A 26,504-nucleotide genomic window follows, 5' to 3' on the forward strand; every position below is an offset into this window, starting at 1 on the left:
GTGAGGTTATGCCAGAAGGAAGAATTATTAAATCCCTTAGCGGATTTTATTATGTTCTTCATGACGGACAAGTAACGCAATGTCGAGGACGAGGTGTTTTTCGTAAAAAGAAAGTAACGCCTTTAGTCGGTGACAATGTAGTATTTCAGGCAGAAAATAAGCTTGAAGGATATATACTTGAAATTAAAGAACGTAAAAATGAATTAGTTCGTCCCCCAATTTCAAATGTTGATCAGGCGCTGCTTGTTTTTTCAGCGATTGAACCTGATTTTAGCACGATGCTTCTTGACCGATTTTTAGTGTTAGTGGAGTCTAATCATATTGAACCTATTATTTGTATTTCAAAAGTAGATCTTTTATCACAGCAGCAAAAGCAAGAAATCGAGCAATATGCCGAAGAATATCGTAAAATAGGATATGAGGTCATTTTAACGTCGACAGTCACAGAAAAAGGCATGGAACAAATTCAGCCGTTATTTGAAGATCGCGTAACGGTTATTGCCGGACAGTCAGGTGTAGGTAAATCTTCACTGTTAAATACACTTAAACCAGAGCTTGAGTTAAAGACAAATGATATTTCAATGTCACTTGGAAGAGGAAAGCATACAACACGTCATGTAGAACTGATTTCGTTTGGTGAAGGTTTAGTAGCCGATACGCCAGGTTTTAGCTCACTGGAATTTTTAACGTTAGAAGTAGAAGAGTTAACCCATTGTTTTCCTGAAATGTCGCGTTTGAGTGAACAGTGTAAATTTCGAGGTTGTTTGCATGTGAAAGAACCAAAATGTGCGGTGAAAGAAGCATACGAACAAAAAGAAATTCCGAGTTATCGCTACGAACATTACTTGCAATTTATTGAGGAAATTAAGCAAAGAAAGCCGAGGTATTAAAAATGACAAAAATCGCACCTTCCATTTTATCTGCCAATTTTTCAAAGCTTGCTGAAGAAATTCGTGAAGTTGAAGCAGGTGGAGCAGACTACATCCATATCGACGTTATGGATGGCCATTTTGTTCCTAATATTACAATTGGACCGCTTATCGTTGAGGCTGTACGCCCTGTCACAACACTGCCCTTAGATGTGCATTTAATGATTGAAAACCCAGATCAATACGTTCCAATGTTTGCAAAGGCAGGTGCTGATATTTTAACGGTACATGCTGAAGCGTGTACTCATTTGCACCGCACCATTCAATTAATCAAAGAGCACGGCATGAAAGCAGGCGTTGCTTTAAATCCTGCAACGCCAATTGACGTGGTAAAGCATATCTTAGAAGATATCGATCTTATTTTATTAATGACGGTGAACCCAGGCTTTGGAGGGCAAAACTTCATTCCAAATGTACTGCCGAAAATTGAGCAAATCTCTCAGCTTATTGAAATTCGTCACCTTTCTATTGAAGTAGAGGTTGATGGAGGAATTAATGAAGAAACAGCAAGAAAATGTGTGGAAGCAGGAGCAAATGTCTTAGTGGCTGGCTCAGCTATTTATAACCAAGAAGACCGAGCTGGCGCAATTAGTCAAATTCGCACAACTGTTCAAGCGTAAGTAATAAAAGCTGCTGTGTACAACGAGTAGAACTTGTACACAGCAGCTTTTTCTCTTAGGATAAAGAAAACATATTTATTTCGTTCATTTTTTAATAGAAAAGGAGCATATACATAATGAAAATTCATATTCTAGCAGGGGGACCGGATGAACATATGCCGCCCCTGCACCAGTCAAACGATGTAAAGTGGGTAGGAGTAGACCGCGGCGTATTCCTTCTTCTTCAGCAAGACATTTTGCCGGTAAAAGCATTTGGAGATTTTGATTCCATTACAAAGGCACAGCTTAAGCTAGTGAGAGAAGCATTACAAGATGTTGAATTGTATCCTGCAGAAAAAGATGCAACGGATTTGGAACTTGCTTTTGAGTGGGCAATAGGGCAAAAACCGGAAAGTATTTGTATCTTTGGAGCAACAGGTGGAAGGCTTGACCACATGTTTGGAAGCATTCAGCTCCTGTATAAAGGGTTAAAAGAGAAAGCGAATGTAAAAATGATTGACAATCAAAATATCATTCAATTGTTTGAACCAGGCACTTATCATGTTGATCGTTTAAAGGAGTTTCACTATATTTCATTCGTTCCTTTTGCAGGCGGTGTAAAAGAGCTTACGCTAGAAGGTTTCAAATACCCGCTCAATAAGCATGAAGTAGAACTCGGCTCAACTTTATGTATTAGCAATGAACTTATTCAACAAAGAGGTACTTTTTCATTTACAAAAGGCATATTAATGATGGTAAGAAGCAATGATAAACGTTGCTTGTGATGAAGCATGGAAAATGAGAGCAGGACATAGGGCTTTCTTTAAAAGGAGATAAAGTGTGGAGACGGTTAGGAGGGACAGTATGAAATTCTATACAATCAAACTTCCAAAGTTTTTAGGTGGCATCGTAAAGGTCATGCTTAATTCGTTCAAAAAAGATTAACAACGCCGGAATAATAAAAGAAGCACCATAAAATATGGTGCTTTTTCATTATAAAGATTAAACGCGTTGAACTTTACCAGACTTAAGGGCTCTAGCTGAAACGTACACACGTTTTGGTTTACCGTTCACTAAGATACGTACTTTTTGAACGTTAGCACCCCATTTACGCTTAGTAGCGTTCATTGCGTGAGAACGTGCGTTACCTGAACGAGCTTTTCTACCAGTTACTACACATTTGCGTGCCATGATTTTCCCTCCTAACACCAAAAAAACTACTCAATTCTGTTTTGAGAAATACTATATTAATTTATCACAGCCTTACAGAGAATGCAATAGTTCTGGAGAAAAGCTTTCAAGAAATTTTCCTTGACATATAAAATGAATCTATGTTCAATAATATAGAGAGTAGAAATAGGTATAACTTGGGCTATTACTTATTTTAAGACAAGTTGATACCTAATACTGTCATCTTTAAAAGGGACAAGCTGGACGCCTCTTTTAAAACGAGATTGATTATAGTAGAATATTTATAACCTATGAAAGTAGAAAGGGGAACGAGTATGTCCATCGAAATGAAAACGAAGTATGGTCAAATTGATATCTCTACAGATGTAATTGCAACAATTGCTGGAGGAGCAGCTGTTGATTGTTACGGGATTGTGGGAATGGCTTCAAAAAATCAGCTTAAAGATGGTCTTACAGAAATTCTTCGCAAAGAAAACTTTACACGAGGTATTGTGGTAAGACAAGAAGAGGATGACGTACATATCGACATGTACATTATCGTAAGCTATGGAACAAAAATTTCTGAAATTGCTCATAATGTGCAAACAAAAGTAAAATACACACTGGAACAAACGGTTGGTTTAACGGTTGATTCAGTAAATATTTATGTGCAGGGTGTTCGTGTAACGAACGTTTAATTAAGGAGGAAGATTCGTGTCAATGACAACGTTGGACGGAAAGCGGTTTAGAGAAATGGTGCTTCAAGGAGCCCAGCATCTATCTAACAATGCAGATTATGTAGATGCGCTGAACGTTTTTCCTGTACCAGATGGTGATACTGGAACAAATATGAACTTATCGATTACGTCTGGTGCTAAAGAAGTAAAAAATAAACTATCTGATCACATCGGCCAAGTGAGTCAAGCTTTGTCTAAGGGCTTATTGATGGGGGCGCGCGGTAATTCAGGAGTTATTTTATCTCAATTATTCCGCGGTTTTGCGAAATCGGTTGAGCAAAAGTCAGCGATTACAACAGTTGAGTTTGCTGAAGCTCTTGAGCTTGGGGTAGAAACTGCTTATAAAGCTGTTATGAAACCAATCGAAGGAACCATTTTAACAGTAGCTAAGGATACTGCTAAAAAAGCAGCGGCTGTTGCTAAAAAGCAATCTGATATGATTCTGTTCATGGAAGAAGTACTTAAGGAAGCTAATGCTTCGTTAGATCGCACGCCAGATCTTTTACCCGTGTTAAAAGAAGTAGGCGTAGTGGATAGCGGAGGTCAAGGGCTTGTTTTAATTTATGAAGGGTTTTTAGCTGAATTAAAAGGTGAAAAACTTCCGGGTGTACCCATGTCAGCTCCTTCGATGAATGAACTCGTAAATGCTGAGCATCATAAGCATGCACAAAGCCATATGAATACAGAAGACATTGAATTTGGCTATTGTACAGAATTTATGGTAAGGCTGGAAGAGGATAAGCCTGCAGCTAAAACATTTTCTGAAGAAACGTTTCGTCAAGACTTAAGTAAATGGGGCGACTCATTGCTTGTAGTATCTGATGATGAAATTGTGAAAGTTCATATTCACGCTGAGCATCCTGGAGAAGTGTTAAACTACGGGCAGCAGTACGGAAGTTTAATTAAAATGAAGATTGAAAACATGAGAGAACAGCATAGCACCATTGTTTCAGGTGAAGAAAAGCCTGCAGTAAAAAATGCTGAAAAACAGCCCTTTGGCATTGTTACTGTGTCAATGGGAAAAGGAATTGCTGAATTGTTCAAGAGCCTTGGGGCAACGGTTGTCATTGAAGGCGGACAAACAATGAATCCAAGTACGGAGGATATTGTCAAAGCGATTGAAGAAACAAATGCTGAACAGGTACTGATTTTACCTAATAACGGAAATATTGTGATGGCTGCTAACCAAGCGGCTGCTGTTGCCGGCAGTCACGTTTCGGTTGTCCCGTCTAAAACGGTTCCTCAAGGAATGACAGCGCTGCTATCATTTAATCCTCAGCAAAGCTTAAAAGAAAACGAGGAAGTAATGACAGAAGCTCTACAGCACGTGAAAACAGGACAAGTAACGTATGCAGTTCGCGATACAAATATTGATGGTCTTGAATTAGCTAAAGGCGATTTTATGGGTATTGCCGAAAAGAAAATCGTTGTAAAAGATTCAGAGAAATTAGAAGCAGCAAAAAAGCTATTGACTTATATGATCGATGACGAAGCGGAAATCCTTACGATTCTTCAAGGAGAGGATGTCTCAGACGATGAAGCTGAAGCGCTAACATCGTTTGTAGAAGAAACGTTTGAAGAAGTTGAGGTAGAGCTTCATAAAGGAGATCAACCTTTATATTCTTACATTTTTGCAATTGAATAACCAAAAAAGAAGCACCCCTCCCGAGGGGCGCTTCTTTTTTGGTGTTTTTTAAGATAAATACGAACTATTTTATTATTAAGTGTTGTAATCGTTCGGTATGTTAGGTATATTAGTTGAAAAGAACCCGTTTATATGGTAGTTTTGAAAACTGATTAAGTCAAATGTGAAAGAAAACAGCATGAGAGGAGAGACAACAGTGGATATTTTAAAAGGAACAGGTTTATTATTATTAGTTTTATTTTTATTTTGGTTGTTTAGCAACAAGGCACCTTATGGCATGAAAGCAATGGGGGCTCTGGCAAGCGGAGCGGTAGCTGCGTTTCTCGTAGAGGCCTTTCAGTCATATGTAGGAGGAGATTTACTAGGTATTTCATTCTTGGGTGAAGTTGGAAAGGCTGCAGGAGGAATGGGAGGAGTTGCGGCGGCAGCATTAGTTGCTTTGGCGTTAGGCGTATCTCCTGTATATGCTCTTATGATGGGGGTGGTGTGTTCAGGTCTAGGCTTGCTCCCTGGATTTTTTGCGGGATACCTCATGGCATTTGTAGTGAAATTTATTGAGAAAAAGGCACCTGCTGGTCTCGATTTATTAGGAAATATTTTAATTGCGGCACCTTTAACAAGATTAATTGGTAATGCATTCTCACCTATTGTAGATGCGACGCTTTTAAATATTGGAGGAATTATCAAAGACACAACAAGTGCTAGCCCTATTTTGATGGGAATTATTTTAGGGGGAGTTATTACAGTAGTAGCAACGGCTCCGCTTAGCTCAATGGCTTTAACGGCTATGCTAGGGTTAACGGGATTGCCTATGGCGATTGGAGCTCTTGCTGTGTTTGGTTCTTCTTTCATGAACTATGTGCTGTTTGATCGATTAAAAATTGGGGATCGTCGTACAACCATTTCAGTTGCAGTTGAACCTTTAACACAAGCGAATATTATTTCAGCAAATCCGATTCCTATCTACATTACAAACTTTGTTGGAGGTGCACTAGCCGGTGTGGTTGTGGCTCTGTTCGGATTGGTAAATGATGCTGCAGGCACGGCAACGCCAATCGCAGGACTTGCAGTGATGTTTGGGTTTAATGACCCTATGAAGGTCACAATTTGTGCAGTACTTTGCGCACTAGCGGGAGCATTAGCTGGGTTTATAGGTTCAGTTGTTTTTAAAAACTTTAAAATTAAAACAGTAGACGATGTAGCTTCCGAGCAAGAAGCAGCTTAAGTAATTCATCTTTTCCTGCATAATATAGCAAAAAAAGCGGTGTGCTTATCTTATTTTTATGGATAAATATACCGCTTTTTTTGTGCGTGAGTCCCTAATAAAAATGAGAATTTTTAAATTTTTTAAGAGCGTGAAACAAAGCTTCCAAAAAGTCAAAAGCTCAAGTAACATATAAGTAATAACAATGTCTAAATAGCAGGGGGAAAATCCTTATGAAATATAAATCTGTCTTTGATATTATTGGTCCGGTAATGATTGGACCATCTAGCTCACATACAGCTGGTGCAGCGCGTATTGGACGCGTTGCACGAACGCTTTTTGGCAAGCAGCCCACAAAAGTTGTGGTTTCACTGTACGGTTCTTTTGCTCAAACGTATAAAGGGCACGGAACAGACGTAGCGCTGATTGGCGGTATTTTAGATTTTGATACGTTCGACCAGCGTATTCCGCAATCTTTGGACTTAGCTAAAAAAGAAGGAATGGACGTCACATTTGTTGAGGAAGCGGCAATCACAGATCATCCGAATACTGCTCGCATCAAAATGAGCGACGGATTAAAGGAAATTGAAGTTGTTGGAATTTCAATTGGCGGAGGAAAAATTCAAATTACGGAGCTGAACGGATTTGAGTTAAATTTATCAGGCATGAATCCAGCTATTCTCGTTGTGCATAATGATCGATTTGGTGCCATTGCGACCGTTACGAATATTTTGATGAAACACTCAATTAATATCGGACATATGGAAGTATCTCGCAAAGAGCGCGGAGAAGTAGCGCTCATGGCAATTGAAATGGATACGAATATTGAAGATGATGTAATTGAAGAGTTAAAAACATTGCCTCACATTATTCAAGTAACAAGAATGGTTGAGTAGGATAGAGCGAATAGGAACGGCTTGAGAGAATAACTGAAGCCGGGTGATTATAGATGGTTCTAAAGTGAAAATAAGACAGAATGATAGCGGAGGTTACTATGTTTCGAAACGTAGCAGAACTAGTAGAATTAGCAGAAAGTCAAAATGTAAAAATTGCAGAGATTATGATTCAACAGGAAATAGATATCACGGGAGTTACTCGTGAAGAAATTATGGAAAAAATGGACCGGAACTTAACGGTTATGGAAGAAGCGGTTGAACGCGGTTTAAAAGGGGTACAGTCTGTTACAGGTTTAACAGGTGGAGATGCAGTGCTGCTTCAAAACTATATTCAAAGTGGAAAATCATTATCTGGAAATTTAATTTTAGATGCAGTCAGCAAAGCTGTAGCGACAAACGAGGTAAATGCGGCAATGGGGACAATCTGTGCAACGCCTACTGCTGGATCTGCGGGGGTAGTGCCAGGAACGCTGTTTGCAGTGCAGCATAAGCTAAACCCAACTCGTAAAGAAATGATTGAATTTTTATTTACATCAGGTGCTTTTGGGTTTGTTGTAGCCAATAATGCGTCTATTTCAGGAGCAGCAGGCGGATGTCAAGCAGAAGTTGGTTCAGCTTCAGGTATGGCAGCGGCAGCAATTGTTGAAATGGCAGGAGGTACACCGAGTCAGGCAGCTGAAGCAATGGCAATTACTCTCAAAAATATGCTAGGATTAGTATGTGACCCAGTAGCGGGACTAGTAGAAGTTCCATGTGTGAAACGAAACGCAATGGGAGCGGCGAATGCAATGATTGCAGCAGATATGGCCTTAGCAGGCATTACAAGTCGTATTCCATGTGATGAAGTCATTGATGCTATGTATAAAATTGGTCAAACAATGCCGGTTGCATTACGAGAAACTGCACAAGGAGGCTTAGCGGCAACACCAACAGGTCGCGAGCTTGAAGCGAAGATCTTTGGTATTGCATTAAATAAAAGTGAATGAACTAACAACTATTTCAATTAAAACCATTAAAGGTATTGGAGAGGAAACAGCACAGGCATTAGAGGATATGCATATTCATAGTGTGCATGACTTGTTAGAACATTTCCCATACCGCTATGAAGATTATGAGCTAAAAGATTTGGCTGAAGCAAAGCACGACGAAAAGGTCACCGTAGAAGGAAAGGTTCACAGCGTCCCTTCGCTTACGTATTACGGAAAAAAACGTTCGCGCCTTACGTTTCGGCTGCTAGTAAACCGCTATTTGATTACGGTTACTTGTTTTAATCGCCCTTACTATAAATCAAAGTTAGAAATCGATCAAACTGTTACGGTTACGGGGAAATGGGATCAGCATCGGCAAACGATTAACTTGCAGGAGCTTCAATTTTCTCCGTTTGTTAAAAATCAAACGATTGAGCCTGTTTACTCGGTTAAAGGCAGCTTAACGGTCAAAGGAATGCGGAAGTTCGTCTCTCTTGCGTTGAAGAATTATGGCAGCAGCATTCAGGATATGCTCCCGGCCTCTATTCGTTCTAGATACAAACTAGTAACGCGTGAAGAAGCGGTTAGAAGTATTCACTTACCTCGTGATCATGAAGATTTAAAACAAGCAAGACGTCGATTTGTCTATGAAGAATTTCTACTTTTTCAATTAAAAATGCAGGCGCTTAGAAAGCGCGAAAGAGAAGAAACACCTGGAATGAAGCAAGCATTTGATTCAACTGAGCTGGTAAACTTCACGAACTTGCTGCCGTTTCCGTTAACAAACGCTCAAAAACGTGTAGTAAACGAAATTACGCACGATATGAAATCGCCTTATCGCATGAATCGCTTGCTGCAAGGTGATGTAGGGTCTGGTAAAACAGTCGTAGCAGCGGTTGCTTTATACGCCACTGTTTTAGCAGGGCATCAAGGTGCTTTAATGGTACCGACTGAAATTTTAGCTGAACAGCATGCTGAGTCATTGACTGCGATGCTTGAAAAGGTAGGAATCAGCGTAGGCTTGCTAACAGGGTCTGTTAAAGGAAAAGCAAGAAGAGAGCTGCTTCAGCGAGTGAAAGACGGAGATGTTCATGTATTAGTAGGTACACATGCCTTAATTCAAGATGAAGTTATATATAATAGCTTAGGGCTCGTCATTACGGATGAACAGCACCGCTTTGGAGTTGGGCAGCGCCGGGTTTTACGTGAAAAAGGAGAGAGTCCGGATGTACTGTTTATGACGGCGACTCCTATTCCGAGAACTCTTGCTATTACGGTGTTTGGAGAAATGGATGTGTCCATTATTGATGAAATGCCAGCAGGACGTAAGGCAATTGAAACATACTGGGTAAAACATGATATGCTTGAACGTATTTTACATTTTGTTGAAAAAGAAATACATGACGGCAGACAAGCTTACGTTATTTGTCCATTGATTGAAGAATCGGACAAGCTGGATGTTCAAAATGCAATTGATGTACATGCAACACTCACTCACTATTTTAATGGAAAAGCAAGCGTTGGTCTCATGCACGGAAGATTGTCACCTGATGAAAAAGAAGAAGTGATGAAACAATTTAGCGTAAATGACGTGCAGATTTTAGTATCAACAACGGTTGTAGAAGTTGGAGTGAACGTTCCGAATGCAACCGTGATGGTCATTTATGATGCAGAGCGCTTTGGGTTATCTCAGCTTCATCAGCTAAGAGGACGCGTAGGACGAGGAGATGCACAGTCGTATTGCATTCTGCTCGCGGATCCGAAATCAGAAGTTGGAAAAGAACGAATGACCATTATGACGGAAACAAACGATGGATTTGTATTATCAGAAAGAGACTTAGAGCTTCGTGGACCTGGTGATTTCTTTGGAAGAAAACAAAGCGGGATGCCTGAGTTTAAAGTAGCCGATATGGTGCACGATTACCGTGCGCTTGAAGTAGCTCGAGAAGATGCTGCTAAGCTTGTAAATTCCGACAGCTTTTGGACAGAAGATCAGTTTGCACTGCTGAGAATACAATTAGAAGCAACGGGCGTATTGACTGGAGAAAAATTTGATTAGTAAAAGAGACTGAAACAAAGTAGTTTAGTTGAAGGAAAATCCGAACGATCAATCGTTCGGATTTTTTTCATTGTGATGATGAACGTAGATTTCATGTATGTGACGGGGATATAGGTGCTTCTAACTGTTAAGTGAAGGGCAAGGCACTTCTGCGGGGAAAGCGGAATAGATGAGACCCCGCAGAAGCGTAAGGGACGAGGAGGATCACCGGTCGGCCGCGGAAAGCGAAGTCTTGCACGGAAATCCGTAGCGGTGTAACAAGCAATCTATACGAGCTCCTTTACCCCATTTGTTCATCTTTAGATTGGAGTGATCTAGTTATGTCTCAATCTCTTTTCGTCTATAAAGATAAAAAGCGGCTTAGAGTGAAAGAGTTAGCCGCTGGTGGCCATTAATACGACGTCAATGCACAGAATACAGCATGTGAAAAATGTTGCAATTAGAAGGCAATGATTATATACTGCTATTAGTACCTAGTATTAAAAGTTCGGATGGTGGACAATGAAGCGCAGTAAAAAAGAAAGACAGCAGCTATTAAAAACGACAATTGAAGAAAACCCATTTATTACGGATGAAGAACTAGCAGACCGTTTTTCAGTGAGCGTTCAAACAATTCGATTAGACCGCCTAGAGTTGTCGATTCCTGAACTGCGAGAACGTATTAAGCATGTAGCTTCAAAACAACTAGACGAGGAAGTGCGTTCGCTTCCGATTGAAGAAGTAATTGGAGAAGTTATCGACATTGAACTAGATCAATCAGCGATATCTATTTTTGATGTGAAAACAGAGCATGTGTTTCAGCGTAATCAAATCGCTCGTGGTCACCACCTTTTTGCGCAAGCTAATTCGTTAGCTGTCGCTGTTATTAACAACGAACTAGCGCTCACAGCAGATGCGTCGATCCGTTATCATCGCCCTGTTAAGCTTCATGAACGAGTGATAGCAAAAGCGAAAGTTCTGTCAACTAGTGAAGTGCGAACCACCGTTGAGGTAAACAGCTATGTAGGGCAAGAGCAAGTGTTCTCTGGCACTTTTAAAATGTATCGTTCTACAAAGGATAAATAATAAAAAGGATGAGACGCAACATGAAACTAGCTATTGATGCAATGGGCGGAGATCATGCACCGAAAGCCATTATTGAAGGTGTAGAAAAAGCTACTGCTCAATTTAAAGAATTACATATTACGTTAATTGGAAACGAATCAGAAATAAAAAAATATTTAACAAATTCAGATCGTATTTCGATTATTCATACAGAAGAAACCATTGATGCAACTGATGAGCCAGTGCGAGCTGTGCGCCGTAAAAAACAAGCATCTATGGTATTAATGGCAAATGAAGTAGCCGAAGGTCGTGCTGATGCTTGTATTTCAGCAGGAAATACAGGGGCGTTAATGACAGCGGGACTTTTTATTGTAGGTCGCATCAAAGGCATTGAACGTCCAGCACTTGCTCCGACGCTTCCGACACTAGATGGAAAAGGCTTTTTAATGCTAGACGTTGGTGCAAACGTTGATGCCAAGCCTGAACATTTGCTCCAGTACGCTGTGATGGGGTCTGTGTATGCCGAAAAAGTACGCGGCATTCAAGCTCCTAGAGTGGGACTGCTGAACATTGGAACTGAGGATAAAAAAGGAAATGATTTAACAAAGCAAGCCTTTCAGCTACTAAAAAATGCTGATCTTAATTTTGTAGGCAACGTGGAATCCCGTGATTTGCTAAACGGCGTAGCGGATGTGGTTGTAACAGATGGTTTTACAGGGAATATGACTCTTAAGAGCATTGAGGGAACGGCGCTTTCTTTGTTTTCTATGATTAAACAAGAATTAATGAGCACGTTAAAAAGCAAGTTAGCCGCAGCGGTGCTAAAGCCTCAGCTGCAGGGGTTAAAAGCGAAAATGGATTACAGTGAATATGGAGGCGCAGGGCTGTTTGGATTGCATGCGCCTGTTATCAAAGCGCACGGTTCGTCGGATGCGAATGCAGTATTTAGCGCGATTAAGCAAGCTGTGAATATGGTGGAAAACAATGTGTCTTCCACTATTCAAAAAGCCATCGAACAAACTGCTAATGAAGAAAAGGAGAGATAAGAAATGGGGAAAATTGCTTTTATCTTTCCAGGCCAAGGGTCACAAACTGTTGGTATGGGAAAAGATTTATATGATGGAACAGAGGAAGCGAAAAAGCTGATTCATACAGCTGACGAAGCTTTAGGGTTCAGTCTTTCAAACATTATTTTTGAAGGGCCTCAAGAAGAATTGACTTTAACTTATCACGCTCAACCTGCTCTTTTAACAACGAGTACAATGCTGCTTGAAGCATTTAAAACGAGCGGAATTACACCCGATTTTGTTGCGGGTCACAGTCTAGGAGAATACAGTGCGCTTGTGGCTGCTGAGGTTTTATCGTTTAAAGATGCCGTTGTTGCTGTTCACAAAAGAGGTCGCTATATGGACGAAGCTGTACCAGCAGGTCAAGGTACAATGGCAGCAGTGCTTGGCATGTCAGCGGAAGATCTAGAAGCCGTTACCGCTCAAGTTACAAGCGAAGGCGACGCTGTTCAGCTTGCAAATATTAACTGTCCGGGTCAAATTGTTATTTCAGGTACGGTAAATGGCGTAGAAAAAGCAGGAGCTCTTGCCAAAGAAAAAGGTGCAAAACGTGTGATTCCTCTAGTGGTAAGCGGTCCGTTCCACTCTAGTTTAATGAAGCCAGCCGCTGAAAAACTACGTGATACGCTGGAAACAGTGGGCTTTAGCGATGCGAAAGTTCCAGTCATAGCAAACGTAACAGCAAAGCCGGTTACTGACAGTCAAGATATTCAAAACAAGCTAGTGGAACAACTGTATTCTCCAGTGAGATGGGAAGAAACAGTTGAAACACTTCTTGCAGAAGGTGTAGATACATTTGTTGAAATTGGACCAGGAAAAGTATTATCAGGTCTTGTGAAAAAAGTAAATCGCCGTGCGGCTGTGTATGCTGTTAATGATCTTACATCATTAAAATCAACGATTGACGCACTAAAAGGGGGAGAATAACATGTTACAAGGGAAAGTTGCGGTTGTAACAGGCGCTTCTCGCGGAATTGGTCGTGCCGTTGCAATTGAGCTGGGAAAGCTTGGTGCTAAAGTAGTTGTAAACTATTCTGGCAGCGAAGCGAAAGCTCTTGAAGTTGTGGATGAAATTAAAGGATTAGGAACGGATGCAATTGCTGTACAAGCAAATGTGGCAGAAAGTGATTCTGTACAAGCAATGATAAAAGAAGCGATTTCTACATTTGGTTCAGTAGATATTTTAGTGAACAACGCGGGCATCACACGTGATAATCTTCTTATGCGTATGAAAGAAGACGAATGGGATGATGTTATTAATACAAACTTAAAAGGCGTATTTTTGTGTACAAAAGCAGTTACTCGTCAAATGATGAAGCAGCGCGCAGGACGTATCATTAATATTTCATCAATTGTCGGCGTCAGCGGTAATGCTGGACAAGCAAATTATGTAGCAGCAAAATCAGGCGTGATTGGTTTAACAAAAACAACTGCCAAAGAATTAGCGAGCCGCAATATTACAGTGAATGCAGTTGCTCCTGGTTTCATTGCAACAGACATGACGGATAAATTGAATGAAGAAGTGCAGGCGGAAATGTTAAAGCAAATCCCTCTTGCAAGCTTCGGCCAGCCTGAGGATGTTGCGAACGCAGTTGCGTTTTTAGCATCAGATGCAAGCCGTTATATTACGGGTCAAACGATTCACGTTGACGGCGGAATGGTGATGTAAAAAAGGCACTTTACGAAAAGTGTAATTTGGTGATAAAGTACAAAGGGACGTTTACTAGGCGACCGATAAACTTTATTATTCAACCATAGTATTTTAGATGGAAATCATCTATAATGACTTGAGGGGAGGTGAAGAACAATGGCAGAGGTACTAGAACGCGTAACAACAATCATTGTTGATCGTCTTGGTGTAGACAAAAGTGAAGTGAAACTAGAATCTAGTTTCAAAGAAGACTTAGGTGCTGACTCTCTAGACGTAGTTGAATTTGTAATGGAGCTTGAAGAGGAATTTGATATCGAAATTTCTGACGAAGAAGCTGAAAAAATTTCAACTGTAGGAGATGCAGTTAATTACATACAGAGCCAAATTTAATCTGTAGTATATGTATGAAAAGCCCCGTTAAACAGCGGGGCTTTCTCTTCTTTTTAAGAATTTCAAAAAAAGACCTCTTTTTTTTGAAAAGGTAGTGTATCTTTTAGGATACCTCGTTTTATAATGAGAGATGTTAGGGAAAAACTACGAAACAATTGAAGCAGGTAAGCGGAGGTATTTTATGCCTAAACAATATTCAAATCGAGATCGAAAGATGAACGTGAAATTCAAGCAAAATTTTGCAGAGTTTCAAAAGGAAATTGGTATTCAGTTTACAAATGAAGCGCTTCTTTTTCAAGCATTTACACATTCATCCTATGTGAATGAGCATCGCAGAAGACCGTATGAAGACAACGAGCGTCTTGAGTTTTTAGGAGATGCCGTATTAGAGCTAACCGTATCACAATTTTTATTTAAAAAATATCCAACGATGAGTGAAGGTGAGTTAACGAAGCTTCGTGCAGCAGTTGTGTGCGAACCGTCGCTTGTTACTTTTGCAAATGAAATGGATTTTGGTAAACTAGTGTTACTTGGAAAAGGTGAAGAGATGACAGGCGGCCGATCTAGACCGGCTTTACTGGCCGATGTGTTTGAAGCATTTATCGGAGCTCTTTATTTAGACCAAGGGCTTGATACGGTAGTAACGATTCTAAAAAAAGTTGTCTTTCCAAAAATTAATGAAGGTGCTTTTTCTCATGTGATGGATTTCAAAAGCCAGCTTCAAGAAGTGATTCAACGTGATGGAGTTGGACAATTAGAATACAAAGTTTTGCAAGAAAAAGGTCCAGCGCATAATCGCGAATTCTTATCTCGCGTATCGTTAAATGGTGAAGAGCTCGGCGTTGGTGTAGGCCGTTCGAAAAAAGAAGCAGAGCAAAAAGCAGCTCAAGTAGCTATTACGAAAATTAGAGCGAGTCAAACGAAATAAAATGATCCCCCTCTTAACGTATTCGTTATAAAGGGGGATTTGCTATGAAAAGATTACAAGTGTGAGGGGGGATTTCTATGTTCCTCAAACGATTAGATATTGCAGGGTTCAAATCGTTTGCAGAAAAAGTATCGATAGATTTTGTGCCAGGTGTAACGGCGGTAGTAGGACCGAATGGAAGCGGAAAAAGCAACATTACGGATGCCATACGCTGGGTGCTTGGAGAACAGTCAGCCAAATCGCTTCGTGGAGGGAAAATGGAGGACATTATTTTTGCGGGAAGCGAATCACGCCGTGCGGTAAACGTGGCTGACGTAACGCTGACGTTGGAAAATGATGACCAGTTTCTCCCGCTTGACTACCATGAAGTTAGTATTACAAGGCGCGTGTACCGCTCAGGAGACAGTGAATTTTTTATTAACAACCAGCCGTGCCGCTTGAAAGATATTGTCGATTTATTTATGGATTCAGGACTTGGAAGAGAAGCTTTTTCGATTATCAGTCAAGGAAAAGTAGAAGAAGTACTAAGCAGTAAATCTGACGAGCGCCGTAAAATTTTTGAAGAAGCTGCAGGTGTATTAAAATACAAAACGCGTAAACGAAAAGCGGAGCTCCGACTTCTCGAAACGCAAGAAAATTTAAATCGAGTGGTAGATATTCTTCATGAAATTGAAGGCCAGTTAGAGCCTTTACAGATTCAATCGTCTATTGCAAAAGATTATTTGCAGAAAAAAGAAGAATTAGAGCACATTGATGTGGCTGTTACGGTATTTGAAGTTGAAGATCTTCATCAGAAATGGGAAAAATTAAAAGCTGAAATGGCTCAGCACGAGCAGCTTGAAGAATCTCTCGCGACGAATATTCGCACGCGTGAAGGAGAAATCCAGACCCTTCGTTTACACATTCAGCAAATAGATGAACAACTAGACTCTTTACATAAAAAACTACTATATGTAAGTGAAGAAGTAGAAAAGCTAGAAGGCAAAAAAGAAGTATTAAAAGAGCGTAAGAAAAATGCCTTTCAAAATAAAGAGCAGCTGGAACGTTTAGTAAAAGAGTATACTCATAAGCATCAAGAGCTAAGTAAAGCAAAAGACAGTGAAGGAAAAGATCTTGAGCAATCTCAAAAAGAAGTACAAGAGATACGTCTGAAGCTTACTGAGCAGGAACAGCTGTTCAGGCAGTACAGCGAGAATCTAGAAGAAAAACTTGAACAGATGAAAAGCGAGTATTTTGAATTAGCGAACGCTCAAACATCCGCCCGAAATGAAATTTCATTTTTAGAGCAGCAAAAAATGCAAACGTTTGAAAAAGAGCAGCGTTTAACAAAATCCAACGAGCAATACGTAGAACAGCGCCGTGAATTAACGCAGCGAAAAGAAGCGGCGATCAAAAGGCTTGCTCAGTTTCGTCAAGAGCTTCAGCAGGCTGTACAAGTGTATAAGCAGCAAGGAGAGAAGCTTGAGTCATTAAGGCAAGCCTATCGCAAACAAGAGTCTACTCTTTATCAAGCTTATCAGTACGTACAGCAGACAAAATCACGAAAAGAAATGCTGGAAGAGATGCAAGAAGACTATGAAGGTTATTTTCACGGTGTAAAAGAAGTATTAAAAGCGCGTGATGAGAAGCTTGCAGGTATCAAAGGCGCGATTGCTGAGCTAATTAATGTGCCAAAAGAGTATGAAACAGCGCTTGAAATTGCCCTTGGAGGAGCAGCTCAGCATATTGTCGTTCAAGACGAACAAAGTGCACGCCAGGCAATTGGCTTTTTGAAACAAAATGGTTACGGGAGAGCTACGTTTTTACCACTGACGTCTGTAAAAGACCGTTATGTTCCCGCTCAAACTATTTCTATGCTAGAGAGCCATGAAGCGTATGTAGGAATCGCTTCATCTCTTGTTAAGTACGAAGCTACCTACGACCGAGTTATTAAAAATTTGCTTGGAACCGTTATTGTAGTCAATGATTTAAAAGGTGCAAATGAACTTGCCCGTCTTGTGCAGCACCGCTATCGTTTTGTGACCGTTAAAGGAGATGTCGTCAACCCCGGTGGTTCGATGACAGGCGGTTCAATGAAGCAAAAGTCTAACTCTTTGTTAGGCCGTCAGCGTGAAGTGGAAGCCATTACGGCAAAAATAGAAGAGATGGAACAAAAGACGCTTGTGCTCGAGCAAGATGTGAAAGATAAAAAGTCACAGATTGAGGAGCTTCAGCAGGAAATTAATAAACAGCAGGCATTTGTGGAACGCTTGAAAGACAAAGAGCAGGAATCTGACCGAGAAGTAAAGCAAATTGACATCGAAGAAAAAGCAGTGAATGACCGCTTAACCATGTACGATCATGATATTGCTAGCTTTAGACAAGATCAGACGAGCTTGTCTGCTCGAATTGATGAGCTCCATACAAGTTTGCAAGGAAATCAGCAGCAGGCAAATGTATTAGAGAAAAACATTGAAGAGTTAGCTGCACGCAAGCATACACAGCAAACGTCTAAAGAAACGGTTCAACATGAGCTTACAGAAGTAAAAGTCCTTCTTGCGAAAAAAGAACAGTTCCTCGCAAATCAGCAAGAAAAATATGAAAGAGTGTGCTTTGAACTTGATCAAACCATTCAGCGTTTGTCTGAAGCTACAGATGACCTTTCTCTTTTAACGAGTGAAATCACGAGCAACGACTCGGGTGAACTTCAGCTCGAAGAAGCGGCGCATGAGCGAATAAAAGAAAAGACAGAAACGTTACAATTAATGGATGACTGCAGATCAGAGCGGTTGAAAGCCCAGAATAAACTTGAAGACGAAGAGAGGATTGTAAAAGAGCTGCAGCGTCAGTACAAACAAATTACGGATGCTTTAAAAGATGAAGAAGTCAAAATCAATCGAATTGACGTAGAGCTAGACAGCCGTCTGCAGCAGCTGACAGAAGAGTACGAAATTAGCTTTGAAGCAGCAAAAGAAAAATATCCTTTAACATTAGATATTCAAGAAGCAAGGAAAAAAATCAAGCTCATTAAGCTGGCAATTGATGAATTAGGAACCGTAAACCTAGGTTCTATTGAACAATACGAACGCGTTTCAGAGCGCTATGAATTTTTAAATACGCAGCGAGCGGACCTTGATGAAGCGAAAAATACGCTGTATCAAGTGATTGAAGAAATGGACGAGGAAATGAAGAAACGTTTTTCTGATACGTTCTCTCGTATCCGCAATGAATTTGGTACAGTGTTCTCTTCCCTATTCGGAGGAGGAAAAGCGGATTTAAAATTAACAGATCCGAAAGATTTATTAAATACAGGTGTGGAAATTGTTGCCCAGCCTCCTGGGAAAAAACTGCAGAATCTAGGGTTGCTGTCAGGCGGCGAGCGTTCGTTAACAGCCATTGCTCTCCTGTTTTCTATTTTGAAGGTACGTCCGGTGCCGTTTTGTGTGCTAGATGAGGTGGAAGCAGCGCTTGATGAAGCAAACGTTCATCGCTTCGCTACGTATTTACGCAAATTTAGTAATCAAACACAGTTCATTGTTATTACTCACCGAAAAGGTACAATGGAAGAAGCTGATGTACTGTACGGTGTGACAATGCAAGAATCTGGCGTATCGAAATTAGTCTCTGTTCGTTTAGAAGAATCAAAGCAATATGTTTAACTCATAGAATGAAAGGGTGGTACGAATGAGCTTTTTTAAGAAACTAAAAGAAAAAATTACAATGCAAACCGATTCTGTTACCCAAAAATTTAAAGATGGACTATCAAAAACGCGCAATTCTTTTTCAGAACGCGTGAATGATCTAGTGTCTCGCTATCGTCAAGTAGACGAAGAGTTTTTTGAGGAATTAGAAGAAATTTTAATTAGTGCTGATGTCGGTGTGGCTACCGTGTTGGATTTAATTGATGACTTAAAATCGGAAGTGAAACGCCGTAATATTAAGGATCCTCAAGATGTACAGGCTGTCATCTCTGAGAAATTAATTGATATTTATGAATCTGGTGAAGAGCAGATTGGTGAACTGAATATGCAGCAAAATGATTTAACGGTGATTTTGTTTGTAGGGGTAAACGGCGTTGGGAAAACAACAACAATTGGAAAAATTGCGCATAAATTCAAACAAGAAGGCAAAAAAGTCGTAATGGCAGCAGGAGATACGTTCCGTGCCGGTGCGATTGAGCAGTTAGAAGTATGGGGAGAACGCGTTGGTGTGGATGTTATTAAGCAATCTGCAGGCTCTGACCCTGCCGCTGTCATGTATGACGCTGTTCAGTCAGCTAAGGCTCGAAAAGCAGATGTTTTATTATGTGATACAGCAGGGCGCCTTCAAAATAAAGTAAATTTAATGAAAGAATTAGAGAAAGTAAAGCGTGTTATTGAACGAGAAATTCCTGGTGCTCCTCATGAGGTACTGCTTGTACTTGATGCGACGACGGGTCAAAATGCTTTAAGTCAGGCTAAAACATTCTCAGAAGCAACGAACGTGACGGGAATTGTGTTAACAAAACTAGATGGTACGGCTAAAGGCGGAATTGTTCTTGCCATTCGAAACGAACTGAAGCTTCCTGTTAAATTCGTTGGACTTGGAGAAAAAGTGGACGACCTTCAGCCGTTTGACACGGAGCAATATATCTATGGGTTATTTGCCAATGCTGTAGAAGAAGAAACAGAAAAAGAGGCGTAATCTAAAAAGAGGCTGGGATATAAGTATCTTAGTTGAAGGGAGATCCGAACGATTAATCGTTCGGATTTTTTTATTAGCAGGGTGGATGCAGGTTTCATATTTATTCTTCTTTAAATTGAAGTAATTTAGTTATATCTCCATCTCTTTTAAGTGGGAAAATGTGAGGTGTTAAGGAAAAAACTTGACATTCAAACCTCGCCTAGTTAAACTAATAACATGTAAAGGCTTTTCACTTAACAAGGGGGCGGTCAGATGGTTGAAAAGAGCGTGCATATGCTCGAAAAAACAACAAGAATGAATTACTTATTTGACTTCTATCAGGCGCTGTTGACGCCCAAACAAAGAAGTTATATGTCACTTTATTACTTGGATGATTATTCCCTCGGTGAAATAGCGGAAGAATTTGATGTGAGTCGTCAAGCAGTTTATGATAATATAAAACGTACAGAGCAAATGCTTGAACAATATGAGGAAAAGCTATTGTTATTTCAACGGTTTCAAGAGCGTCAATCAATTGTTCAACAACTGAAAGACGAACTTGCAGCCGACTTACACAAGAACAGTAAGCTTTCTTCTCTTCTTGATTCGCTCGAGAAATTAGATTAGGGGGCGGCGTATATGGCATTTGAAGGATTAGCCGACCGTTTGCAAAGCACACTGCAAAAGTTAAAAGGAAAAGGAAAAGTTAACGAAGCTGATGTTAAAGAAATGATGCGTGAAGTTAGACTTGCCCTTTTAGAAGCCGATGTAAACTTTAAAGTAGTAAAAGACTTTGTTAAGCGCGTAAGCGAACGTGCTGTAGGTCAAGACGTTCTTAAGAGCTTAACGCCTGGACAACAAGTTATTAAGGTTGTACAAGAAGAATTAACTGCACTTATGGGCGGAGAGCAAAGCAAGATTGCAGTAGCTCCAAAAGCTCCAACTGTAATTATGATGGTTGGACTTCAAGGTGCAGGTAAAACAACAACAACCGGTAAACTTGCCAATTTATTACGTAAAAAATATAACCGTAATCCATTGCTTGTAGCAGCAGATATTTATCGTCCGGCAGCTATTAAACAGCTTGAAACACTAGGAAAACAGCTTAGCATGTCTGTTTTTTCATTAGGTGATCAAGTAAGTCCTGTGGAGATTGCGAAACAAGCTATTGCTCATGCGAAAGAAGAGCATCACGATTATGTATTAATTGATACAGCGGGACGTTTGCATGTTGATGAAAATTTAATGGAGGAGTTAGAACAGATTAAAGAGCTTTCTAACCCAGACGAAATTTTCCTTGTTGTCGATGCGATGACGGGTCAAGATGCAGTAAACGTTGCGGATAGCTTTAATAAGCAATTAGGATTAACTGGAGTTGTATTAACGAAACTAGACGGCGATACGCGCGGTGGTGCAGCGCTTTCTATTCGTGCAGTAACCGATACACCAATTAAGTTTGTCGGTCTTGGAGAAAAAATGGATGCTATTGAAGCATTCCATCCAGAGCGTATGGCTTCCCGTATCTTAGGTATGGGTGATGTGCTGACGCTTATCGAAAAGGCTCAGGCAAATGTAGATGCTGAAAAAGCAAAAGAGCTTGAAGCTAAGCTGCGCACGCAGTCATTTACATTTGATGACTTTTTAGATCAACTTGCTCAGGTGCGTCAAATGGGACCGCTTGATGAGCTGATTGGTATGCTTCCGGGCGCCAATAAAGTAAAGGGGCTCAAAAACCTGCAGGTGGATGAAAAGCAAATTAATCATGTAGAAGCAATTATTCGTTCTATGACGAAAGCGGAAAAAACAAACCCTGAAATCATTAATGCAAGTCGAAGAAAGCGTATTGCAAAAGGAAGCGGACGTTCTGTACAAGAAGTCAACCGTTTGCTTAAACAATTTGAAGACATGAAAAAAATGATGAAACAAATGACAAATATGTCAAAAGGCAAGAAAAAGGGTATGAAACTTCCATTCTTTTCATGATAAAACGCTTGATTTGGACTGAAAAACCAAAGAAAATAAAATATTTTTCTAGTGTTAAGAAAAAAACCTTTACAAACATTTTACCTATTTGATATTATATTATCTTGTTGAAACATATTCGGAGGTGCTTTATAAAATGGCAGTAAAAATTCGTTTAAAACGTATGGGAGCTAAAAAATCTCCTTTCTATCGTATCGTAGCAGCAGACTCTCGTTCACCACGTGATGGACGTTACATCGAAGTAGTTGGAACTTACAATCCTGTAGTTCAACCAGCTGAAGTTAAAATCGATGAAGAGCTAGCTCTTAAATGGTTACAAAATGGTGCTAAACCATCTGATACAGTTCGTAACCTTTTCTCTAACGAAGGCATCATGGAAAAATTCCATAATGCTAAATTAGGAAAATAATTTCACTCGAGATGACATCACTAATCGAAACAATTGTAAAGCCGCTTGTTGATTACCCAGCTGATGTTAAAGTGGAGGAACAAGAAGATGAACGTCAAGTGACGTACATTCTTACTGTTCACCAAGAAGATGTCGGCAAAGTAATCGGCAAACAAGGCCGCGTTGCAAAAGCGATTCGAACTGTTGTGAATGCAGCAGCATCACAGCAAGGTAAAAAAGTGTATGTGAAAATTCAAGAGTAATCAAAAAGGGAGAGGGATAACCTCGCCCTTTTTTTATGTTATGATAAGATGAACGTTTTGATCACAGTAAGTCTTTTGCGAGCAAGAAGCAGCTATTTCAATATGCATGTAAAAAGCACAAGGTCACTATCTTGAGAGCGGAGGGAACGTTTTGAACATTATTCAAAAAGTGGTTGTGAAACAAGTGTTAACTGAAGCAAGCAAACAAGATCTTGAAAATCGTTTTATAAATCGCAAGCAGGCGCTTGAAAAAGAAATGGAACAGCTGAAATTTCAGTTAAAGCACATGGAAAAAGCCAATAAAGGTTCTTCTTTATTACATAGTCAGTTTGAAAAAGAAAAATCCGCTCGCCTTGAAAAAATTGAAGTGTTGAACTTTCAGCTGACGCAATTAGAAAAGCTTCCTTTAGGGAGCGAACTCGTTGAAACGGAACTGGATGCCTTGGTAGAGGTAGAAATCGGCGATGATTGGGAAAAGATAAAAGAAAGTAAAACAATTATTATAAAAGATAGCAAAGTTGTTGAGATTAGATAGAGGTGAAGAAGTATGAAATGGTTTAAGGTTGGAAAAATTGTGAATACCCATGGTGTAAAAGGAGAAGTTCGTATTGTATCAACTACGGATTTTGCTGATGAGCGTTATGAAAAAGGAAATAAACTTTATATCTTCAAAGAAAAGCAAAGCGAGCCGGTAGAAGTAACAGTAGCAAGCCACCGCAGGCATAAAAATTTTGATCTGCTTACATTCGAAGGCTATCAAAACGTAAATGATGTTGAGCAGTATAAAAACTGCGAAGTAAAAATCCCTGAGGAGCAGCTAACGGATTTAGAAGAAGGTGAATTCTATTTCCACGAAATTATTGGCTGTACAGTAAAAACAGAAGACGGAGTAGAGGTAGGAACGGTCAAAGAAATTTTAACGCCGGGAGCTAATGATGTGTGGGTTGTTAAAAAAGGCGGAAAAGAAGTTCTTATTCCTTACATCGACGACGTTGTACAATCTATTGATATAGATGAAAAAGAGATTGTTATTACAGTAATGGAAGGGTTATTGGACTAATGAAAATTGATGTACTGTCGCTATTTCCTTCTATGTTTGACGGTGTTTTTGGTGAATCAATTTTGAAAAAAGCACAGGAAAAAAATGCGGTTGAACTGAATGTAGTTAATTTCCGAGAATATTCTACGAACAAACATCAAAATGTGGACGATTATCCTTACGGCGGAGGTGCTGGAATGGTATTGACGCCTCAGCCTATTTTTGACGCTGTAGAAAAGCTGACTGAAACAGCCAAGAAGCCCCGGGTAGTTTTGCTTTGTCCGCAGGGCGAACGCTATACACAGGCAAAAGCAGAAGAGCTGGCAGCAGAAGAGCATTTAATTTTTATTTGCGGTCATTACGAAGGATATGATGAACGAATTCGTGAGCAGCTGGTAACTGATGAAATTTCAATTGGTGACTATGTATTAACTGGAGGAGAGCTTGGTGCAATGGTTGTGATCGATAGCGTTGTTCGCCTGCTTCCCGATGTGCTTGGCAATAATCATTCAGCTGTACAGGACTCACACAGTACCGGTTTACTAGAGCACCCCCACTATACGCGTCCCGCTGATTTTAGAGGCTTAACGGTTCCTGAAGTACTTATGTCAGGAAATCATAAAAAAATTGAACAGTGGCGCCAAAAAGAGTCTTTAAAGCGCACGCTGCTTCGAAGACCGGATATGCTTGAAAAGATAGAGCTAACAGAAGAGCAAAAGAAACTAGTAGCTCAATTAAAAGAAGAAAATCAGCTTTCATAAATCCATAAAATTTATGCATAAACTCTGTTGCATACGGTATAAGAGTGTGCTAAGATAGATTTTGTGGCTTGGGCAGATGTCTGGTCACCTATAACGATGTTCCGCTGCAATGATTGAAAAGCATTGGTATGAGCGTCTGTTGGAAGGAGTTGAAACACGCGATGCAAAAATTAATCGAAGAGATTACAAAAGAACAATTAAAAACAGATCTTCCTACGTTCCGTCCTGGTGATACTGTACGTGTACACGTAAATATCGTTGAGGGTACTCGTGAACGTGTTCAGGTATTTGAAGGTGTTGTTATTAAGCGTCGTGGCGGTGGTATCAGCGAAACATTTACAGTACGTAAGATTTCTTACGGTGTAGGTGTAGAGCGTACATTCCCACTTCATACGCCAAAAATTGCAAAAATCGAAGTAATGCGCCGCGGTAAAGTACGCCGTGCGAAACTTTATTACCTACGTGAATTACGTGGTAAAGCTGCGCGTATTAAAGAAATTCGATAATAGTAAAGGGGAGCTTGTTTATACAAGCTCCTTTTTTCAAATGTTTTTTTAGAACGATTCGTTCTCTGACAGTAAAAAATAGACGTACAAGTCATCATTTTTTTATTCTATTTATTTATTAGGCGTTTCAAACATTATCGTTTAAAATAAAGGTATGACATAAGAGTTGGAGGACTGAAGATGGCTCGAAAGAAAAATGAACTGTGGGAATGGATAAAAGCAATCGCCATTGCCGTACTGTTAGCTGTTGTAATTCGCTATTTCTTGTTTGCACCGATTGTAGTAGATGGACTTTCTATGATGCCTACGCTGCATGACCAAAATCGAATGATTGTAAATAAGTTCTCCTATAAGATTGGTGATCCTGATCGCTTTGATATTATTGTTTTTCATGCTACAGCGGAAAAAGATTACATAAAACGTATTATCGGACTGCCGGGTGATCATATTGAGTATCGAAATGATACGCTATATGTAAATGGAAAAGCTTATAAAGAACCCTATTTAGATCAGTATAAAAAAGAAGTGATTGACGGTAATTTAACCGAAGATTTTAAACTAGAAGACGTAACGGGTAAAAAGACCGTGCCAGAAGGCTATTTGTTCGTGATGGGAGACAATCGACGCTACAGTAAAGACAGCCGTCAGATTGGCTTTGTGAGCATGGACAAGGTGCTTGGTAAAACGAGCGCCGTATACTGGCCGATTAAAGAAGCACGTTTTGCAAAGTAAAATATAAAAGGTGAGTAAAATATGACAATTCAATGGTTTCCTGGCCACATGGCCAAGGCCAGAAGACAAGTAACTGAAAAGCTAAAATTGATTGATATTGTATACGAACTGGTTGATGCACGCATTCCGCAATCATCGCGAAATCCAATGATTGATGAGATTATTGTGAACAAGCCGAGAATCGTATTGCTGAATAAAGTGGACAAAGCTGATCCGCGCGTTACTCAGCAGTGGCTAGATTATTACAAAGCACAAGGTATTTATGCCTTAGCTATTGACGCACAAGCAGGTAAAGGAATGAAACAAATTGTTTCGTCTTCCAAAGAACTTCTTCAAGAGAAGTTTGACCGTATGCGCGCAAAAGGAGTCAAAAAACCCCGCGCTATTCGAGCGATGATTGTAGGGATTCCTAACGTTGGTAAATCCACGCTGATTAATCGCCTTGCCAGTAAAAAAATCGCCAAGACCGGAGATCGTCCAGGTGTGACGCAAGCACAGCAGTGGATTAAGGTAGGAAATGAGCTGGAGCTACTTGATACGCCAGGTATTTTGTGGCCTAAGTTTGAAGATGAAACAGTTGGATATAAGCTTGCGACAACGGGTGCTATTAAAGATACCATTTTAAATATGCAAGATGTTGCTGTTTATGCGCTGCGCTTCTTAACTAGCCATTACCCAGAACAATTAAAGCAGCGTTATGATTTAAATGAAATCCCTGAAGACATTGTAGAGCTTTTTGATGCAATTGGGTCGCGCCGCGGCTGTTTAATGGGTGGCGGCATGGTGGATTACGATAAAACGGCTGAGCTTGTTCTTCGAGAAATTCGAACGGATAAAATTGGCACCTTTACATTTGATGATCCAAGTGAAGCTGAACAGCAGCTGTAAGCAATACATTGCGAAC

At 40.1% G+C, this 26,504-nt stretch carries 29 protein-coding genes; 28 read left to right on the forward strand and 1 reads right to left on the reverse strand.

All coding sequences use genetic code 11. The annotated features are described in order from the left end of the window. Window positions 1-8 precede the first annotated feature (8 nt). From rsgA to spoVM, 4 genes are all read left to right on the forward strand, one after another. A complete protein-coding gene (rsgA, locus tag ACFX4R_RS17670) occupies window positions 9-890 on the forward strand; it encodes a ribosome small subunit-dependent GTPase A (protein WP_013084823.1) in 882 nt (293 codons plus the stop codon). Between the two features lie 2 nt (window positions 891-892). After that, window positions 893-1,549, forward strand: a complete 657-nt coding sequence (rpe, locus tag ACFX4R_RS17675; protein ID WP_013084822.1) for a ribulose-phosphate 3-epimerase — start codon at window positions 893-895, stop codon at window positions 1,547-1,549. 116 nt (window positions 1,550-1,665) lie between these two features. Next, the gene (locus ACFX4R_RS17680) at window positions 1,666-2,313 is read left to right on the forward strand and encodes a thiamine diphosphokinase (RefSeq protein WP_043976450.1); all 648 of its coding nucleotides are present in this window, start codon (window positions 1,666-1,668) and stop codon (window positions 2,311-2,313) included. 79 nt (window positions 2,314-2,392) lie between these two features. Next, the gene (gene spoVM / locus ACFX4R_RS17685; protein ID WP_016765421.1) at window positions 2,393-2,473 is read left to right on the forward strand and encodes a stage V sporulation protein SpoVM; all 81 of its coding nucleotides are present in this window, start codon (window positions 2,393-2,395) and stop codon (window positions 2,471-2,473) included. A 57-nt stretch (window positions 2,474-2,530) separates the two neighbouring features. On the opposite strand, the gene rpmB is transcribed toward spoVM, so the two are convergent. Continuing rightward, window positions 2,531-2,719, reverse strand: a complete 189-nt coding sequence (gene rpmB / locus ACFX4R_RS17690) for a 50S ribosomal protein L28 (protein WP_013058914.1) — start codon at window positions 2,717-2,719, stop codon at window positions 2,531-2,533. A 314-nt stretch (window positions 2,720-3,033) separates the two neighbouring features. Between rpmB and ACFX4R_RS17695 the strand changes: the two genes are divergently transcribed. The 24 genes from ACFX4R_RS17695 to ylqF all read left to right on the forward strand — a co-directional run bounded on the left by ACFX4R_RS17695 (window position 3,034) and on the right by ylqF (window position 26,488). Next, window positions 3,034-3,396 (forward strand): Asp23/Gls24 family envelope stress response protein, encoded by a 363-nt coding sequence (locus ACFX4R_RS17695; RefSeq protein WP_013058913.1) that lies wholly within the window; start codon window positions 3,034-3,036, stop codon window positions 3,394-3,396. Window positions 3,397-3,412: 16 nt separating this feature from the next. After that, the gene (locus ACFX4R_RS17700) at window positions 3,413-5,080 is read left to right on the forward strand and encodes a DAK2 domain-containing protein (protein ID WP_377570000.1); all 1,668 of its coding nucleotides are present in this window, start codon (window positions 3,413-3,415) and stop codon (window positions 5,078-5,080) included. 196 nt (window positions 5,081-5,276) lie between these two features. Further along, entirely contained in the window at window positions 5,277-6,305 is a 1,029-nt protein-coding gene (locus tag ACFX4R_RS17705) for a PTS sugar transporter subunit IIC (RefSeq protein ID WP_016765419.1), read from the forward strand. Between the two features lie 212 nt (window positions 6,306-6,517). Next, window positions 6,518-7,180 (forward strand): L-serine ammonia-lyase, iron-sulfur-dependent subunit beta, encoded by a 663-nt coding sequence (gene sdaAB / locus ACFX4R_RS17710; RefSeq protein ID WP_013058911.1) that lies wholly within the window; start codon window positions 6,518-6,520, stop codon window positions 7,178-7,180. A 98-nt stretch (window positions 7,181-7,278) separates the two neighbouring features. Continuing rightward, the gene (gene sdaAA, locus ACFX4R_RS17715; protein ID WP_013084817.1) at window positions 7,279-8,166 is read left to right on the forward strand and encodes an L-serine ammonia-lyase, iron-sulfur-dependent, subunit alpha; all 888 of its coding nucleotides are present in this window, start codon (window positions 7,279-7,281) and stop codon (window positions 8,164-8,166) included. Continuing rightward, on the forward strand, window positions 8,159-10,207 hold the full coding sequence (gene recG / locus ACFX4R_RS17720; protein ID WP_025750343.1) for an ATP-dependent DNA helicase RecG: 2,049 nt from the start codon (window positions 8,159-8,161) through the stop codon (window positions 10,205-10,207). The genes sdaAA and recG overlap by 8 nt, the downstream gene beginning before the upstream one ends. 501 nt (window positions 10,208-10,708) lie before the next feature. Next, window positions 10,709-11,272 (forward strand): transcription factor FapR, encoded by a 564-nt coding sequence (gene fapR / locus ACFX4R_RS17725; protein ID WP_013058909.1) that lies wholly within the window; start codon window positions 10,709-10,711, stop codon window positions 11,270-11,272. Window positions 11,273-11,292: 20 nt separating this feature from the next. Continuing rightward, window positions 11,293-12,297: a phosphate acyltransferase PlsX gene (plsX, locus tag ACFX4R_RS17730; protein ID WP_028410795.1), complete on the forward strand. Its 1,005-nt coding sequence runs from the start codon at window positions 11,293-11,295 to the stop codon at window positions 12,295-12,297. A gap of 3 nt (window positions 12,298-12,300) precedes the next feature. Next, on the forward strand, window positions 12,301-13,245 hold the full coding sequence (fabD, locus tag ACFX4R_RS17735; protein ID WP_340446966.1) for an ACP S-malonyltransferase: 945 nt from the start codon (window positions 12,301-12,303) through the stop codon (window positions 13,243-13,245). Between the two features lies 1 nt (window position 13,246). Next, window positions 13,247-13,987: a 3-oxoacyl-[acyl-carrier-protein] reductase gene (gene fabG / locus ACFX4R_RS17740; protein WP_013058906.1), complete on the forward strand. Its 741-nt coding sequence runs from the start codon at window positions 13,247-13,249 to the stop codon at window positions 13,985-13,987. Between the two features lie 138 nt (window positions 13,988-14,125). Beyond that, complete coding sequence (acpP, locus tag ACFX4R_RS17745) at window positions 14,126-14,359, forward strand: acyl carrier protein (protein ID WP_013058905.1); 234 nt, start codon at window positions 14,126-14,128, stop codon at window positions 14,357-14,359. 181 nt (window positions 14,360-14,540) lie between these two features. Then, window positions 14,541-15,287 carry a ribonuclease III gene (rnc, locus tag ACFX4R_RS17750; RefSeq protein ID WP_013058904.1) on the forward strand — a complete coding sequence of 249 codons (747 nt, stop codon included), beginning with the start codon at window positions 14,541-14,543 and terminating at the stop codon, window positions 15,285-15,287. A 77-nt stretch (window positions 15,288-15,364) separates the two neighbouring features. Further along, window positions 15,365-18,925 (forward strand): chromosome segregation protein SMC, encoded by a 3,561-nt coding sequence (gene smc, locus ACFX4R_RS17755; RefSeq protein WP_322552407.1) that lies wholly within the window; start codon window positions 15,365-15,367, stop codon window positions 18,923-18,925. Between the two features lie 25 nt (window positions 18,926-18,950). Then, on the forward strand, window positions 18,951-19,949 hold the full coding sequence (ftsY, locus tag ACFX4R_RS17760) for a signal recognition particle-docking protein FtsY (protein WP_013058902.1): 999 nt from the start codon (window positions 18,951-18,953) through the stop codon (window positions 19,947-19,949). A 273-nt stretch (window positions 19,950-20,222) separates the two neighbouring features. Then, complete coding sequence (locus ACFX4R_RS17765; RefSeq protein WP_025750337.1) at window positions 20,223-20,555, forward strand: putative DNA-binding protein; 333 nt, start codon at window positions 20,223-20,225, stop codon at window positions 20,553-20,555. A 12-nt stretch (window positions 20,556-20,567) separates the two neighbouring features. Continuing rightward, window positions 20,568-21,911 carry a signal recognition particle protein gene (gene ffh / locus ACFX4R_RS17770; RefSeq protein ID WP_013058900.1) on the forward strand — a complete coding sequence of 448 codons (1,344 nt, stop codon included), beginning with the start codon at window positions 20,568-20,570 and terminating at the stop codon, window positions 21,909-21,911. A 136-nt stretch (window positions 21,912-22,047) separates the two neighbouring features. Continuing rightward, window positions 22,048-22,320, forward strand: a complete 273-nt coding sequence (gene rpsP, locus ACFX4R_RS17775) for a 30S ribosomal protein S16 (RefSeq protein WP_013058899.1) — start codon at window positions 22,048-22,050, stop codon at window positions 22,318-22,320. A gap of 11 nt (window positions 22,321-22,331) precedes the next feature. Next, complete coding sequence (locus ACFX4R_RS17780; protein ID WP_013058898.1) at window positions 22,332-22,562, forward strand: KH domain-containing protein; 231 nt, start codon at window positions 22,332-22,334, stop codon at window positions 22,560-22,562. Window positions 22,563-22,713: 151 nt separating this feature from the next. Next, on the forward strand, window positions 22,714-23,097 hold the full coding sequence (locus tag ACFX4R_RS17785) for a YlqD family protein (RefSeq protein WP_097824513.1): 384 nt from the start codon (window positions 22,714-22,716) through the stop codon (window positions 23,095-23,097). Between the two features lie 12 nt (window positions 23,098-23,109). Beyond that, window positions 23,110-23,622: a ribosome maturation factor RimM gene (gene rimM / locus ACFX4R_RS17790; protein ID WP_340446960.1), complete on the forward strand. Its 513-nt coding sequence runs from the start codon at window positions 23,110-23,112 to the stop codon at window positions 23,620-23,622. Then, window positions 23,622-24,362 (forward strand): tRNA (guanosine(37)-N1)-methyltransferase TrmD, encoded by a 741-nt coding sequence (trmD, locus tag ACFX4R_RS17795; protein WP_097824512.1) that lies wholly within the window; start codon window positions 23,622-23,624, stop codon window positions 24,360-24,362. The genes rimM and trmD overlap by 1 nt, the downstream gene beginning before the upstream one ends. A gap of 161 nt (window positions 24,363-24,523) precedes the next feature. Beyond that, window positions 24,524-24,868 carry a 50S ribosomal protein L19 gene (gene rplS, locus ACFX4R_RS17800; RefSeq protein ID WP_013084808.1) on the forward strand — a complete coding sequence of 115 codons (345 nt, stop codon included), beginning with the start codon at window positions 24,524-24,526 and terminating at the stop codon, window positions 24,866-24,868. Between the two features lie 180 nt (window positions 24,869-25,048). Further along, the gene (lepB, locus tag ACFX4R_RS17805; protein ID WP_013058893.1) at window positions 25,049-25,600 is read left to right on the forward strand and encodes a signal peptidase I; all 552 of its coding nucleotides are present in this window, start codon (window positions 25,049-25,051) and stop codon (window positions 25,598-25,600) included. A 21-nt stretch (window positions 25,601-25,621) separates the two neighbouring features. Beyond that, window positions 25,622-26,488: a ribosome biogenesis GTPase YlqF gene (ylqF, locus tag ACFX4R_RS17810; protein WP_028410801.1), complete on the forward strand. Its 867-nt coding sequence runs from the start codon at window positions 25,622-25,624 to the stop codon at window positions 26,486-26,488. The last annotated feature ends 16 nt before the right edge of the window (window positions 26,489-26,504 follow it).

The sequence above is a fragment of the Priestia sp. YIM B13490 genome, from assembly GCF_042787735.1.
GTDB lineage: Bacteria > Bacillota > Bacilli > Bacillales > Bacillaceae_H > Priestia > Priestia megaterium.

What these genes read in the sequence shown, in the direction of transcription:
- rsgA (WP_013084823.1), top strand. Translation starts at nt 9, where the DNA reads ATGCCAGAAGGAAGAATTATTAAATCCCTTAGCGGATTTTATTATGTT.
- rpe (WP_013084822.1), top strand. Translation starts at nt 893, where the DNA reads ATGACAAAAATCGCACCTTCCATTTTATCTGCCAATTTTTCAAAGCTT.
- ACFX4R_RS17680 (WP_043976450.1), top strand. Translation starts at nt 1,666, where the DNA reads ATGAAAATTCATATTCTAGCAGGGGGACCGGATGAACATATGCCGCCC.
- spoVM (WP_016765421.1), top strand. Translation starts at nt 2,393, where the DNA reads ATGAAATTCTATACAATCAAACTTCCAAAGTTTTTAGGTGGCATCGTA.
- rpmB (WP_013058914.1), bottom strand. Translation starts at nt 2,719, where the DNA reads ATGGCACGCAAATGTGTAGTAACTGGTAGAAAAGCTCGTTCAGGTAAC.
- ACFX4R_RS17695 (WP_013058913.1), top strand. Translation starts at nt 3,034, where the DNA reads ATGTCCATCGAAATGAAAACGAAGTATGGTCAAATTGATATCTCTACA.
- sdaAB (WP_013058911.1), top strand. Translation starts at nt 6,518, where the DNA reads ATGAAATATAAATCTGTCTTTGATATTATTGGTCCGGTAATGATTGGA.
- sdaAA (WP_013084817.1), top strand. Translation starts at nt 7,279, where the DNA reads ATGTTTCGAAACGTAGCAGAACTAGTAGAATTAGCAGAAAGTCAAAAT.
- fapR (WP_013058909.1), top strand. Translation starts at nt 10,709, where the DNA reads ATGAAGCGCAGTAAAAAAGAAAGACAGCAGCTATTAAAAACGACAATT.
- plsX (WP_028410795.1), top strand. Translation starts at nt 11,293, where the DNA reads ATGAAACTAGCTATTGATGCAATGGGCGGAGATCATGCACCGAAAGCC.
- fabD (WP_340446966.1), top strand. Translation starts at nt 12,301, where the DNA reads ATGGGGAAAATTGCTTTTATCTTTCCAGGCCAAGGGTCACAAACTGTT.
- fabG (WP_013058906.1), top strand. Translation starts at nt 13,247, where the DNA reads ATGTTACAAGGGAAAGTTGCGGTTGTAACAGGCGCTTCTCGCGGAATT.
- acpP (WP_013058905.1), top strand. Translation starts at nt 14,126, where the DNA reads ATGGCAGAGGTACTAGAACGCGTAACAACAATCATTGTTGATCGTCTT.
- rnc (WP_013058904.1), top strand. Translation starts at nt 14,541, where the DNA reads ATGCCTAAACAATATTCAAATCGAGATCGAAAGATGAACGTGAAATTC.
- smc (WP_322552407.1), top strand. Translation starts at nt 15,365, where the DNA reads ATGTTCCTCAAACGATTAGATATTGCAGGGTTCAAATCGTTTGCAGAA.
- ftsY (WP_013058902.1), top strand. Translation starts at nt 18,951, where the DNA reads ATGAGCTTTTTTAAGAAACTAAAAGAAAAAATTACAATGCAAACCGAT.
- ACFX4R_RS17765 (WP_025750337.1), top strand. Translation starts at nt 20,223, where the DNA reads ATGCTCGAAAAAACAACAAGAATGAATTACTTATTTGACTTCTATCAG.
- ffh (WP_013058900.1), top strand. Translation starts at nt 20,568, where the DNA reads ATGGCATTTGAAGGATTAGCCGACCGTTTGCAAAGCACACTGCAAAAG.
- rpsP (WP_013058899.1), top strand. Translation starts at nt 22,048, where the DNA reads ATGGCAGTAAAAATTCGTTTAAAACGTATGGGAGCTAAAAAATCTCCT.
- ACFX4R_RS17780 (WP_013058898.1), top strand. Translation starts at nt 22,332, where the DNA reads ATGACATCACTAATCGAAACAATTGTAAAGCCGCTTGTTGATTACCCA.
- rimM (WP_340446960.1), top strand. Translation starts at nt 23,110, where the DNA reads ATGAAATGGTTTAAGGTTGGAAAAATTGTGAATACCCATGGTGTAAAA.
- trmD (WP_097824512.1), top strand. Translation starts at nt 23,622, where the DNA reads ATGAAAATTGATGTACTGTCGCTATTTCCTTCTATGTTTGACGGTGTT.
- rplS (WP_013084808.1), top strand. Translation starts at nt 24,524, where the DNA reads ATGCAAAAATTAATCGAAGAGATTACAAAAGAACAATTAAAAACAGAT.
- lepB (WP_013058893.1), top strand. Translation starts at nt 25,049, where the DNA reads ATGGCTCGAAAGAAAAATGAACTGTGGGAATGGATAAAAGCAATCGCC.
- ylqF (WP_028410801.1), top strand. Translation starts at nt 25,622, where the DNA reads ATGACAATTCAATGGTTTCCTGGCCACATGGCCAAGGCCAGAAGACAA.